6 protein-coding genes are annotated in these 14,287 nt (G+C 45.7%); 2 read left to right on the forward strand and 4 right to left on the reverse strand.

Translation table 11 applies throughout. The annotated features are described in order from the left end of the window. Window positions 1–2,505: 2,505 nt before the first annotated feature. Both hpnH and AS151_RS07300 read right to left on the reverse strand, forming a co-directional pair. Window positions 2,506–3,525, reverse strand: coding sequence for an adenosyl-hopene transferase HpnH (gene hpnH / locus AS151_RS07295; protein ID WP_071516405.1), 1,020 nt, complete (start codon window positions 3,523–3,525; stop codon window positions 2,506–2,508). A gap of 82 nt (window positions 3,526–3,607) precedes the next feature. Next, entirely contained in the window at window positions 3,608–6,205 is a 2,598-nt protein-coding gene (locus tag AS151_RS07300; protein WP_071516388.1) for an efflux RND transporter permease subunit, read from the reverse strand. A 253-nt stretch (window positions 6,206–6,458) separates the two neighbouring features. Between AS151_RS07300 and AS151_RS07305 the strand changes: the two genes are divergently transcribed. Beyond that, window positions 6,459–7,520 carry a J domain-containing protein gene (locus AS151_RS07305; protein ID WP_139240559.1) on the forward strand — a complete coding sequence of 354 codons (1,062 nt, stop codon included), beginning with the start codon at window positions 6,459–6,461 and terminating at the stop codon, window positions 7,518–7,520. Between the two features lie 382 nt (window positions 7,521–7,902). Beyond that, window positions 7,903–8,601 carry a hypothetical protein gene (locus tag AS151_RS07310; RefSeq protein ID WP_084639446.1) on the forward strand — a complete coding sequence of 233 codons (699 nt, stop codon included), beginning with the start codon at window positions 7,903–7,905 and terminating at the stop codon, window positions 8,599–8,601. Between the two features lie 13 nt (window positions 8,602–8,614). Here AS151_RS07310 and AS151_RS07315 read toward each other — a convergent pair whose 3' ends face one another. Continuing rightward, window positions 8,615–9,835: a glycosyltransferase gene (locus AS151_RS07315; protein ID WP_244532932.1), complete on the reverse strand. Its 1,221-nt coding sequence runs from the start codon at window positions 9,833–9,835 to the stop codon at window positions 8,615–8,617. A gap of 822 nt (window positions 9,836–10,657) precedes the next feature. Further along, window positions 10,658–14,287, reverse strand: a complete 3,630-nt coding sequence (locus AS151_RS07330; RefSeq protein WP_071516392.1) for a helicase-related protein — start codon at window positions 14,285–14,287, stop codon at window positions 10,658–10,660.

Raw genomic sequence — 14,287 nt, forward strand, 5'->3', positions numbered from 1 at the left:
GTTTTTCGAAATATCTAGGCTGAAATTTCGATCTTCTGTGGCGGTGGTATCTGCGATCGCTTGTTGTAAAATAGGAGTATCGTTAACGGCATGAACGGTTGCAGTAGCCGTATCAGTGGTAGTACTGAAAGCAGTTTTGCCACCGTTGTTGGTGGTGTCTACCCCTGTTGCACCATTGCTACCTGAGGTCCGATCCCAGGCACGAAAGGTAAAATTGGCACTACCATTGGCATTAGAAGTAGGGATAAATCGTATTTTTGCCGTTTCATCCAATAAGAGCGCTTGAGTTTTGCTTAAATTTGTAGGAAAAGATGTCCAATTGGTACCATTGTCGGTAGAATACTGCCAACTCCCTTTATTATTATTTTCAGCGGTAATAATAGCGATCGCTTCTACAAAATTTGTATCCGCAATCGAACCGTCAACAACAATATCGGCAACGGTATTTCCCTGATTGGTTATAGGATCTTCATCAATGGCTGTTAGTTGAGGTTCTTTACTACTATCTAAGATAGGTGCTTGATTGGCAATGATAAAATTCCAACTGGTGGCATCGTCAATTCCTGCATATTCGTTACCTGCAAGGTCTTGAATCGCTCCTGCGTCTATTTTGATATGGTATTGGGTGGAATTCGTGAGATTTTTACTGGGAGAAATGGTTAAAAAATTGCCGCTAATGTTGGTAGAGCTAATATCAAGGGTTTCAGCTATGCTACCATTACTTTCTTGGATAAGAATTTTACCACTTCCCGCTTGAATGTTTTCATCAAACTGAATTTTGAAATCTGTATCTGGTAGCACATTAGTGGATTCATCGGCTGGTGTAAGTTGTGTTACAACAGGCGGTTGCGTATCGAACTTGCTGCCGTCGTTTTGGATTCCCGGCGAAAATAGTGAATTTCCGGAATTGGTGGCGTTTGAGTGAGAAACAAAAGAACCCGTTACATCCGGATCGCGTGTTAGAGATTCGTTGTTCCCGCCTTCACTCCCATAACTTACTGTTGCCACTTCGTTGTTGTTACTGTCAGCAAGGGTAACAGTATCGCCATCATTATTGAGTGCGAGAAAAGTGTTACTTGCCGTTTGCACGATGGCATCGCCAAAATTTCCAGTAGGAGTACCACCACCAAAGACCACAATTGCCTGACCGGAGGCAAGTATGGTACCATCTCTAAAAGTATGGCGACTCCCTGTCCCATCGCTAAGGGTCCAGTTGGAAAAATCAAGCTGACTTCCGGAAATGTTGACAATTTCTACAAACTCATCCTCTGTCGTATCCACATTTCCATCTCCATTGGCATCACCGTTTGTAGGATCTGGATCGGCCAAAATCTCATTAATAATAACTGCCGGGAGTTCGTCGTTTTGAATGGTTCCACTTGCGGATGCTGTGGTAATGGTGGCATTGCCGGTGGGGTTTGATAGGGTGACGGTAAAGTTTTCGTTGCCTTCTAACTCCGTATCTCCACGGATATCCATCGTAATGGTTTGCTGGGTTTCGCCGGTTGTAAAGCGAAGCGTTCCTGATGGTAAGCTTCCATTGAAATCGCTAGCGTCTGCTTCGCTACTGGAAACGGTATAATCCACATCAATAGGGTTGCTGGTATCCCCCGATCGCGTTACCGTAAATAAGAAAGAAGTGGCACCGCTATCCCCTTCTGGCTTATCTGCATCCGTGGCAGAAATGGTTAAAATGCTTCCCGCGTTGGTAGCAAAGGTGGTTCCGTCAATTTGGGTTCCTGGTGAAAATCGCTCGTTTGGGTGTAAGCTAAAAGGACCAGTCAAGTCCGGATCGCGTGTTAGGGATTTGTTGTTCCCGCCTTCGCTACCAAAATTTTGGGTAATGATATCGTTGCCATTCCTATCGGCAAGTGCAATCGTATCGCCGCTATTATTCAATCCTAACGCACCGCTGCTGGCTTTCTGCACCAAAGCATTGCCAAAGCTACCGGTGGGATTGCCACCGCCAAAAATAACAATAGCCTGACCGGGAGAAAGAATGGTATTGTTAGGAAATGTATGGCGAAGTTGTACTGTGTCGCTAAGGGTCCATCCAGAAAGATCGAACTGGTTGGCGGAATGATTGACCAGTTCTACAAACTCGTCTTCGGAGGCGTTTCGCGTTCCATCACCGTTGGCATCACCAGCTGTATTGCTGCTGGCTGGGTCGGCAAGGAACTCGTTGAGAATGATGGCAGACATAAAGCACCCTTTGAACCAGGCTTTTAGAGCTTGTCTAAAAACAATTGGAAAGGAGTCGTTGGGGTTATGTTCTTGGTTGGCTTCTAGCTTGAAGTGTATAGTTGCTGTTACGGTATAAGGATGTTATTTATTTAGGCAACCGTGGAATTACGGTTTTTTGCAGCAGAAAGCGATCGCATTTTTAAAGTTTTCTAAATTTCTGGTATGCCTACCTTCAAAAAAACATAAAAAAGAGGGCAAGAATGCTGCATGCCCTCCACAACTTATAAAAAATTAACAATTTCGACAGCGATTGGTAGAATTTTACTTGTCGAACAGAGCACCCAACGCACGACCCATATTAGCAGGATTCATGGCATCCATGGCTGCTGTGGGTTCGTAGCCGCAGTGAACCATGCAATCGGCACATTTGGGATTGCCGCTGCTGCGACCGTACTGATTCCAATCAGTTTTTTCCAATAACTCTTGGAAGGTGTCGTAATGCCCTTCATCTAGCAAATAACAAGGCTTTTGCCATCCAAAAACGCTGTAGCTAGGGCTTCCCCAAGGTGTGCATTCGTAATCTTTTTCGCCGGTGAGAAAATCCAGAAATAGGGGATTGTGATTGAAACGCCAATTTTTCTTACCAGCGTTAAATGGTTGCAAAATTTGTCGAAAGAGCGCTTTGGTTTGCTCTCGTTTGAGAAAATGGTCTTGGTCGGGTGCTTTTTCATAGCTATATCCCGGGGAAACCATCATGCCATCCACTTCCAAATCCTCAGTCAGGAAGTCAAAAAAGTCCTGCATTTCTTTGGGGTCTACACCATCAAAAACGGTTGTATTTGTGGTTACCCGAAATCCTTTGGCTTTGGCGGCGCGAATGGCGGAAACAGCAATATCAAATACTCCTTCCCGGTTGACGCAGCGGTCGTGGGTTTGGCGATTCCCATCCAAATGCACGCTAAATGTTAGGTAGGGGGAAGGTTTAAATTTATCTAAATTTTTTTCCAGCAGCAAACCGTTGGTACACAGGTAAACAAATTTTTTCCGCTGCACCAATCCTGCTACAATTTCATCGATTTGGGGGTGCAAAAATGGTTCGCCGCCGGGAATGGAAACCACTGGCGCGCCACATTCTTCGGCAGCAGCAAAGCATTCTTGGGGGGAAAGTTGGCTTTTGAGAATTTCTTTAGGATGTTGGATTTTTCCACAACCGGGGCAAGCTAAATTGCAGCGAAATAGAGGTTCGAGCATCAAAACCAGGGGAAACCGTTTGCGACCTTGCAAACGCTGGGTCACGATGTATTTTCCCACTGCCAAGGCTTGTTCTAAATGGATAGCCATAGAGGATTCTACTCCTTCCTTGTTTTTGAATTGACTGTATTTTTGGGACTGTGCTGCCAAAAAATCAAGCAATTTCTAATCTTTACGATTGGTTTTTCTGCCGGTTGGGCATGAAATAGCCTCGCATATCTTCTAATAAGGTATATAGAACGGGAACCACCAGCAAGCTTAAAAGACTGGAGGTAATTAAACCACCAATAATAGCAATTGCCATGGGCGATCGCAATTGCGACCCCGCACCCCAGCCCAAAGCAATGGGCAACATACCTAAAATGGTGGATACGGTGGTCATTAAAATGGGACGCAAACGCGCGGGTGCTGCCTGCAAGAGAGCTTCGTGGCGGCTCAATCCCCAACGGCGCAACTGGTTTGTGTAATCTACTATTAAAATGGCATTTTTGTCAATTAGTCCCAACAAAAAGATAATGCCAATTAGGGAAATCATGCCGAAATCGCTGCGCGCTACCAGCAATCCTAACATGGCACCTACGGTGGCCAGGGGTAACGAGAGCATGACCACCATGGGGTCTTGCCATCGATGGAACAGCACCAGCAATACAACAAACATGAAGACCAACGACAGCACCAGGGTAGCCGCAAAACTACTGAGAATTTCCACACCGCGTTGGGAATCTCCTCCCAAATCTAAATCGATGTTTGCTGGTAGAATGGATTGCGCGATCGCGACGGCACGGTCAGTGGCATCGCCTAAATTTTGCTGCTGGTTAAAATTCGCCTGAATATAAGCAGCACGCTGGCCGTTCAAACGTTCTATTTGCAAAAATTGGTTCCTACGATTGTTTTGCGTCTGGCTGGTGCGTACGGAAATATCGACAAATCCAGGTTCTGCTTCGAGTTTTGCTTGGATATTTTTCGCTGCTTCGCTCAACTTGGTCATATTTTCTCCCACCAAAGCTAGTTGAATGGGTTTTTCTTCCCCCAAATCGACAAAAGGAATATCTGTAACGCTGGTGGTGACGCCTTCTTGCTTGGGCAAAGCAGCACGCAATTCGTCTTGTATTTGGGCCGTTGTTTTTTGTCTGTTTTCGGCAAGCTTGACATACATTCTACCGGTGTTGGGTCTGCCGCGATCGCCAATGACAGTAAAAATGGATTCTACCTCAGCCAAGGGGAAAATGGTCGCTTCCAGCTCAGCCGCCACTTCCTGGGAAGCGGTAAATGCTGTTTGGGGAGAGTGCCGGGTTGCCCCTGGCAGGGAAGTTTCGTAGGTGACATAAAACGCACCGCGGTCCAATTGGGGGATAAATCCTTTGGGAATCAGGGGAATCAGTGCCAACCCCGCCAAAAAACTTGCGATCGCTAGAATAAGAATCGTACGGCGGTGACGCAGCGACCACTTCAACCAACTGGCATAGCGATCGCGAAAGCGTTCCCAAGTGCGACTGGTTTGCGGGTTGGGGGATTGTAGGGGCAACCATTTGGCTGCCAGAGGCGGTAGCAACGTACGTGCCACCAACAGGGAAGCCAACACCGCCGCCGAAACCGTAATTCCAAACGGCTTGAAAAACTGACCCAAAACACCTCCCATAAACCCAATAGGCAGAAACACGGCTACAATCGTCAGCGTAGCTGCCGAAACTGTCACCCCAATTTCTTGGGTAGCGGTAAAAGTCGCTTGTTTTGCACTTTCTGAATTTTCCATGTGGCGGCTGATATTCTCAACTTCCACAATAGCATCGTCAACCAAAATACCAATCACCAAAGCCAAAGCCAGCAGCGTAATTACTTCCAACTCAAAACCAAAAATTGCCATCACCACAAACGTAGCCAGCAGCGACGTGGGAATGGCTAAAGCACTGAGCAACGTGGCGCGCCAGTTGCGCAAAAATCCCCAAATCACCAACACCGATAAGAGAATAGCTACCGCCAACGCATCGATGGTGGCTTGAATGGATTCGCGGATAAACTTGGCTTCCGTTGCTGCTGGCGAAAGCTGTACTTGCGGGAGTTCTTCTTGCAAGCGTTTGACTTCCCGTTCCACTTGCGCGATAATTTCTAAGGTGTTGGCTTCAGCCGATTTGATAGCGCGAAACGCCAAAGCATTTTCCCGGTTGAAGCGGACGAGGGTAGGCTGCTTGTCGGATGCTGCCGCAGCAGTAAGAGTTCCCAAAAGGTCCACCCGACGAACGCCAGGAAGGGATTCTAAAGGCGGTATAACGCGTTCTCTAGCAATTTCTGCTAGTTCTTGCAATTTGTAGCTGTTGCTGTTGATGGCGTAGCTAGCCACTGCCGATTCGTTGAGGTCAAAGGGAACCACTTCGTAGGAGGTATTGGGGGGTAAGTTAGAAACCCCTGACAATCGCTCCTCAACGCGATCGCTGGCCGAAGTGAGGTTCGTGCCACCGCGAAATGCTAAACTGATGGTGGTTCTACCGGGATAGGTAGAGGAACGCATTTCCTTGAGACCCTCGATGGCAGCGAGTTGGGTTTCCAAAGGGGAAGTAAGCTGCGACTCCGTGGCGAGAGCCGTTTCCAAGGCAGCTTGAGCGCGAACTACCGTCACGGGAAAGCTAATTTCCGGTAGCAAAGCATATTTTAAAGAACCAAACGCCAATACCCCAGCTACCGCTACCGCCAGCCACACACTGACGCTCAGCCAGGAATGACGAATGGACCACCAAGAGAGATTGAAACGATCGCGAAACGAAGGTTTTGCCATAGAAGATTTGCCGTTTGTGCAGTTGTGATTGGTTTGCGAATTCTCCCAAAAAGGCGAGGGGAAAGGCACTTTATGGATTCTACAAATAAAAATTATCCTATCATTGTTTCCCCCACCCGAACCAAACTCTTTTTTGGTATCAATTCGTCGCACCAACGCTCAACGAGCCGTATTCTTCCTTGACAAAAAATAGCAACCAATTGAAAATTAGAACACAAACCCTATCGCCGTATCGATTTGGATGGTTCTCTTTATGTCACCTTCTAGCCGCCCATCCCGAAAAAAGCAGAAACTCAACCCAGACGCCGATAGCAATTCGCTAGCGCCTTCTTCCTACCACCAACAGTTTCAAAATCTCAACGAACAACGCCAGTGGCTGCTCAAACAAATTCAACGCAAGAAAAGCGAGCTGCAAAACTTTCTCAATCAAGCCCATGACATTCGCTCGGAAATGCTGCAGCGGGGTGCAAACATTCACGCAAAATGGAGAAATTTGGATGAAGAACTCCACCAGTTCTTTGAGGAAATTTTATCCAGTGAAGATATGGGGGATTGGGAAAGCAAAGAAGTACAAAAGTGGTACCGGCGGCTACAACTGAGCGGTTTGATTTCTCCTCGCATGAGCCGTCAAGAACTCATTCAAACCTTCGTGCAAGAAAAATTTCCCTTTCTCGATGATGAGGCAGCGGAAGCCATGCAGCAAATGTACGAACAACAGTTTGAAGAAACCACCAGCGGCGATCGCGATGGGCACCACCATTTTTCCGCAGAAGATTTTTCCTCAGAAAACAACGAATCTCAAGAAAGCCAATCCCCAGAAACTTCCCGACAAATTCGCCAAACCTTTCTCCGTCTTGCGGAAGTGTTTCATCCCGATAAAGTAACCGACGATGAGGTGCAAAAACACTATTCTGAGATTATGAAAGAAGTGAATAGTGCTTACCAGCAAAGGGATTTGGCGCGGTTGTTGGAATTGGAACGCAAATACGAAGCGGGAGAAAAAATTACGGTGGAAAGTTCTTCGGAAAGCGAAGTGAAACGGCAGTGCGAGCAGTTGGAAGAAGACAATCTTCTGTTGCAAGTACAATACGAAAATTTAAAAGCCGAAGTGCGTCAAATGCGCAACAGCGAAGAAGGGAAAATCGTAACGGAATACCGGCGCGCCCAACGCCAACGCTGGGATTTTATTTCTCAGGTTTTGGAAGAGGAGAAAATGCAGGTGAATACGCTAGAAGCGTTTCGCAATTTGGTAGAAAAATTGCGCGATCGCAAAATTGGCGTGAAGAAATTTTTACGGGAGTTGCAAACTCTATAACTTTAAAATTTTAGCAAAAGAATTGCCCTACAGTGGCGGGCAGACACTAGGAGGAAAACGGCAGATTATCAACTCACCTTTGCAGAAAATATCCAAGCAGAAGCAATCCAAAGTCTGGCTGGTGGCTTGAGCAACCACACCCTGCCATGTGCCCAAATGAAAGCAGTACAAGGGATATCTTCCTTCTATATGAATCTCTATATAAATCCAAAATTGCTGCCTTTAACAAAATTTCTCCTCAGGTCTTGACAAGAAGTCCAAAAAATTTTAAACTGAAGGTATGTCAAGATGGGGAAGGCGCGCGCGCATATATATACCGGTGTGCAAGCAGCCAAAGCACGCCTTGGTAGAAATTGAGATTTAAGACTTCCGATATAGAAATTTGTCTGGCATCGATCTTATTTTGGTACCGCAAGGGATAGAAACCAGTGCCGTCAAAACCGCCTGGCGTCGCCTCCCTCCCCACCGCCAACCGAGATTGGTTTCCATTCCCGCCACGCCAACTGGGGTAAAAACGTTTTTAAAAACTTGGCAGCCACCGCCGCATCCCTCACCAAATCAACCGTTGCGCGTTTTGCTGGTGGGATTGGCAGGCAGTCTTTCCACAAAATATTCCATTGGCGACGTAGTGTTGGGTGGTGACTGTATTTGCGGTTTCGCCGATAACCGGCAGCTATCTTTCCACCGCCAGATAACCAGTTGGCTGCAACATCGCCTCTCGCCGCCACCAGATGTGGTTGGTGTTTTTACCAGCCATCGCGTTATTTCCCAAGCAGCGGCAAAACAGCAACTTCACCAACGCTATGGTTGCGATGTGGTGGATATGGAAGCCGGCATGGTTTTGCAGCTACTAGCGACAAGAAACATGCAACTCGCCATGTTGCGGGTCATCAGCGACGATTGCCGTGGGGATTTACCAGACCTAACAGCGGCTTTCAACGAAAATGGTTCCCTGCAACCTTTTCCCCTGGCGGCGGGTTTATTGAGAAATCCAGTAGCAGCGTGGCGGCTGATGCGCGGTTCGCAACGGGGGTTGCGGGTTTTGGCAGAAGTGATGGCTGATTTGTGGGATGGGAAGTAGGAGAAAGTTGCATTTATTGGGAAGTTTGCCGGTAAACGCGACCTTTCCACCACCCCCCTTTGCCTCGCCAGTGACGCCATGCCGAATCTAAGGTCATTAGTGTATAGAAAAATGCGATCGCGGGGAGGGCAAAAGACCAAATCGGCAATTGTTGGTAAAATCGTACTGTGGGATAGTACAACTTTGCCATCAGCAGCCAGGTGACCAAGCCGGTAACCGCTACCTGCCAGTTCTGCAGCCATATTCCCCAAACTATGGCAGCCACGGGTACGATATAAACCAGTAACATTCCTGCTATGGTTCCCAGCAGCAACCACGGAGAATAATTTAATTGAGCAAATGCCGTCCGTGCTACCATATGCCAAATATCGGCGAGGGATGAATAAACCCGCAAACTATGGGTGGAAGTACTTAACCCCAACCAAATGCCTGACGATGGTTGGCTGCTATCTTTAACTACCTTGGCTAGAGAGCAATCGTCAATCAATGCCTGGCGAATGGCTGCCAGTTTGCCAATGCGGTGGTAAGCTTGCCGACGTAACAAACTACATCCCCCAGCAGCAGCGGCGGTGGAACGATTGGGATGATTGACCCAGGCAAAGGGATAGATTTTTTGGAAAAAGAACACAAAAGCGGGGATGAGCAAGCGTTCCCAAAAACTTTTGCACCGCAATTTTACCATCACCGAAAGCAAATCCAGGTTTTCCCCTTTGGCTTTGGCTACCAAACGCCGCAAACTCGCCGCATCGTGTTGGATATCGGCATCGGTGAGGAGAAAATATTCGGGGGTTGGGGTTTGGGTTTCGGCGGTATCGATTCCCTGTTGCAACGCCCAGAGTTTTCCAGTCCAACCAGCAGGTAGGGGGTTGGCAGTTATAATTTTTACCGGGGGTGGTGATGGTATTTGTTCCAGCAGCGACCTGGCAGCGTCGGCGGTGCCGTCGGTACTGCCATCGTCTACAATGATAATGGTAAAAGGACCAGGATAGTCTTGTTGGCAAAGCGATCGCAAGGTTTGCGGTAAGGTAGCGGCTTCGTTACGCGCTGGAATAACCGCACAAATGGGGGGATAGGAAAATAAGGGTCTATTTGCTCTCGGTTCCTTTTCGATTTGCCAATCCAACCGCCAAAAATTACCTCGCCAGAACCACAATCCCAACCAAAGGAATAAGGATAGAAGACTGGTTGGTAAGGCAAGCAACGATATTCCATTAAATACAACGATTTCCCACACGATGTTACTATCTCGATCGCAGCGAACGATCGCTTATTATTTCACAGACGGTCACGGTTTGCATTTGAAATTGGGATATGGCGCAGGGAATCACTACATAACAGTTCTCTTGTCAGGCTCCACCAGGGAAGGGGATGACAAATTTCTGGAAACACTGGCAGAATTTCAGAAAAGCAATCGCGTTTGAGTTAAGGAATTGATGGGATTTGGAGGCACTACAACCGGAAGATAGAATATTTTAGACACTGTAGACCCAAAATATCAAATTTAAATCCTTTTTAGATTGTACCCCAAAGGCTCAAAAAACGCAAATCCGTATTCTTAATGAGAATTTATCTCAGTTATTTTTAGCGGTAGGGGTGCTTCATGAAACGCCCCTAGTCGGTAAACTTCCTTGCTAGAATTTCAATTGTAAAATTATTCTTTCGTTTGCTTGTATAGGTTTGGTTTGTTGTTTGATGCCGAAAATTTTAGTTTTTTTCATGAAATTAAACCGATCGTATAATTGCTGAAAAGCACGGTAGAAAAACTGAGAAAAACAATTTGGTATTGGCTTGTCAGGTATAATACCAAATCCGACCTAGAAAAACTACAATTTTTTTGGAAGGGCAACCCCCCGCTGTAGGTTCCTTTTGTAGGGGGTAGGTACGAGGGTGCTACCCCTATATTTTTCGGGTTTATGTATATTGGATTTGGTGTGAAATCAATTCCTTCGGCATCAATTCCCTCCCCCATTTACTCTCTAGGGATTCTTTCCCCGACTTTTGTCTCTTGTTCGCATGACATATCTCTACTAGCTTCTAAATCAAGTTTAGCATTTTCTCAATTATCTATGCCTAAAATTAAATTGAGGATATTCAATTCGTTGGAAGTGAGGAGATAGCGATCGCGGAAGCATTGCGATCGCATTTGTTGTAAACTGTAACTGCGAAAAATAAGAAAAGGAAAATCCCGATAGCGAGTACCAATTGGTAACACCTGGTCGCAGGGATAGAGTTGGCGGATATAGTGGTTCAAAATTTCGTAAAAGCTTTGTTTTTCCGGTTCCTTTTGTTCGCTGGCAAAATAATCGCGGATAATATCCCCCACGAGAAAAGCAAACAAAGGAATGGCATAATATTGGTCGGACCAGGAACTCTTTTGTTGGAGTCGCTGGGTGTACTCTTGGGGGTCTATGAGTTCGCCAATCAAATCGATTCCTCGATTGACCAAGGTTTTTAAATTCGCAGGATAGTCCGCACTTTTGCGAATGGCTATCATTTTCTTTAAAATATCCGACCTGGCATGGCGTTCGATTTCTTGCAATCGCATTTCATAGCTTTCCCGCAACGTTTGTTGGCTAATAGGAACCAATAGCAAACTGCCGCAAACGTGACCCAGTTCTACCTGGGAAATATCCAACAATCCATCCAAGGTATGGCAGCGTTCGGCAAATTCTTTATTGAAAATCTCTATCAATTGCAAATAGGAATTGTTTTCCCGGTCGCGAGAATTAGATGTCAGCAAAAACTCCCCACGGCTGAGAAGATTTTGCAAATTTTCCGCTATCTCCTTGACCGTAGTATTCTTGCGATCGCGTCTGGCTTCCTTGCACAAATCTCGAACCAGGGTCGCCAGTTGACCCGTCAAACTCTGACCGGAAGTAAACACCGACTTTTCCCCAATGGGAATCATCATAAAATAATGCCGTCCAATTTTTCCGTATCCGCGAATCCGCGTCATTATCGCCGTTTTGAGAATAACCAATAAATTGTACAAACCGAGCAAACTTTCTTGAATAGATAAATCGTAGCTTTCATCATCGCCATGATAAACCGCGCGATCGCACAAATAGAACGTTAGTGCCTTATCCGCATTATCCAAACTCTGCCGTTCTCCCCCTTCCCAAAACTCTCCCCGACAGCGATAAATTACCTGGACAATCTCCATTAAATTGCTTTCCACTTCAAATTGGGGAACTTCCACCAAAACATGCTGCGCCTTAGGAAAAGATAACCCCCGGCTGGCGGAAGAGGTCATAAACACCACCTTAACCTTATCCCGATATTGCTGAATTTGCTGTCGTTCTCCATCGGAAAGATTTGCGTGAACCTCCAAATAATCTTCGTGCCTTTCAAATGCCTCTTGTTTTTGAATGGCTGCTATCAAATCCTGCAATCGCCGTTTGTCTTGGATATATACCAAAACTTGACCGCTGTCGCTGCTGTGGCGCAATTCATTTAAATCTGCTAAGATATGCTTGCCAACGACTTGGGGTAGTTTTTCCTGTGGCTGGTCCAAACGGTCTTGGTGAAATCGAACCGACTCGACAAATGCTTTGTAGGTGATTGCCAGGCGTTTGGCGGGATAGGAGTTGACGTTAATCGCGATCGCATCGTACTTTTTAAATTGAAACGGCTGACAGGATATACCTGCATCCAATGCCAAATCGCGAACTCGACGTATAAAAATCTTATCCGGTTCTGGCGCTGTATCGCTAAGATGTTGTCGGATGGCATTCCCTTCTACAATAGAGGCATCGGCGACAATTAATTTAACGTTAAACCCCGAGTCGGGATGGGTCAGTTTGTATTGTTGGATAATTTTTTGAATGCCATGGAGAAATTCCACCCCGCTATTGTCTCCCGTAATTTCATCGATGGCGATAAATAAATGTTTGATGCGACACGATAGCGATCGCATTTTGGAAAAATTGACGTTGCCATCCCTGCTATTGTAAAATCCTTTAAAAATGGTTTCAAAATGGTTGAGAGTATTGCGATCGGAATTCGTAATTCTTAACGATTGAATGCAAGCCGTTGCCACCACCGCATTGGAAATTGGATCGTTAATAGCATTGTAAATGCCTTCGCAAAGGGTTGACAAAACGCCGGGTTTGCGATTTTTAGCACTGGCTAATTTGCGATCGCTAATTCGTTTGACCGAACGTACGGAAGACGAACGGGAAGGTGGCGAATCCTCAAAAGGAATAAATTGAATGCCGTGGCTGGCAAATTCGCCGTTATATTTTCGGGAAACATATTTTACTACTTTTTTGTTGTTATATTCATCTAAAAATGTGGCATTTGTGGTCATGCAAAACAAGCGATCGTCGCACAGTTCTCCTGTTTGCGAATCTTTGAATTTTTCGATAATATCCAGATTGACTTGTTTGCGAGGACTGACATAGAAAAACAGAAACCCTTCATCAATGTGGGATTTGAGAAATTCTACAATGGCGGTGGTTTTGCCAATTCCCGGATTTCCCGTTAAAAAGAGAAATGTGTTATCGGAATTGAGTTCTTGCTTGACTTTTTCGGCATGAGGCGATCGCAATTCTTGAGTAGACTGAAAATCTTCTAGAGTCTCGCGGTGGGGAGAAATGACATTGACGCGATTTGGCTGAATTTGGGTTAACTTTTCCAGAAATGTTTTGCCATCTTGAAAACTGCTGGCAACATTGCGGCGAATTGTTTGCAATAGCTTTTTCCTAGCCGTATGAATTTCCTCGTCTCGCGGTTCGTGGGTGTAAATGTGATGGCAGGTTTGTAGTAAATTGAGATGTTGCGGATATTGGGGATGGAGAGACATACTATTCAGAGAGCGATCGCTGTATCCTACCACATGAATTAGTATATCTTCGTCAGCTAGCTGGTTTTCCTGCAAAAATTGATAGAAGCTATAGGCATAACTTCCCGCTTGAATTAACTTGGTACTTTCTTTATCCTGGCGTTTAAACGCCGTAAAATATCGCTTCAAATTCTCGGGAAATTCAAAATCCAGATTGCCATCCCCGCCAGTATCCAGTCGCAGCTTGGCAAACACACTTTTGGATTTGAGATAGTTTATCTCCCCTTGCAGCAAACGACGGTGAGTTTCCAGGGTTTCATCCTTCAGATTGAGCAAATCTTCCGCTTGTTTTACAGAAAAAACCGATAAATCTACCGCCAAAATTCTCAGTTGCCGCCGGTATCGCAGCAAAATCAGCGTATCGGCTTTGAGAAACTCCCCTTTTTGCATGTATTGCCGAAAATATTTATCTCGTTTGCTAGTAAATCCATCCCCCAACTGAGACAACCAGTCGCTAACTTCCTGGTATTCGTCTTTTTCATACAAACCCAGACTGTTTTCCCTAGCAAAAGAACATTGATGGTAGAGAATTTTGATTTTTCTGACATTTGTTTTGGTATTTTCCCCCAAAGATTGCCAATATTCCCGGAAAAAGTTCAATCCCGATAACCAGCCTTTTTGCAGCAAAAACAATCCCCAAGTTTCAATTTTATCGCGATCGCCTGGATCGATGACATGGGATTTGCTACAAATACGTTTCACCATGCGGGGAAATTCCAACTTTTGCAACTCCCGCTGGTATAAATTGCCAAAGTTGTTTTCGATCTCGTCTTGCGCGATCGCGGTTATAATACCAATATTAAACCCAACTTCAAACAAACGTCCTAAATCTTCAGCAATCAT

This window comes from Geitlerinema sp. PCC 9228 (genome assembly GCF_001870905.1).
Taxonomy (GTDB): domain Bacteria; phylum Cyanobacteriota; class Cyanobacteriia; order Cyanobacteriales; family PCC-9228; genus PCC-9228.

Excerpts from the sequence above, each read along its gene's own strand:
- hpnH (WP_071516405.1), bottom strand. The coding sequence starts at position 3,525 with ATGGCTATCCATTTAGAACAAGCCTTGGCAGTGGGAAAATACATCGTG.
- AS151_RS07330 (WP_071516392.1), bottom strand. The coding sequence starts at position 14,287 with ATGATTGCTGAAGATTTAGGACGTTTGTTTGAAGTTGGGTTTAATATT.
- AS151_RS07300 (WP_071516388.1), bottom strand. The coding sequence starts at position 6,205 with ATGGCAAAACCTTCGTTTCGCGATCGTTTCAATCTCTCTTGGTGGTCC.
- AS151_RS07305 (WP_139240559.1), top strand. The coding sequence starts at position 6,459 with ATGTCACCTTCTAGCCGCCCATCCCGAAAAAAGCAGAAACTCAACCCA.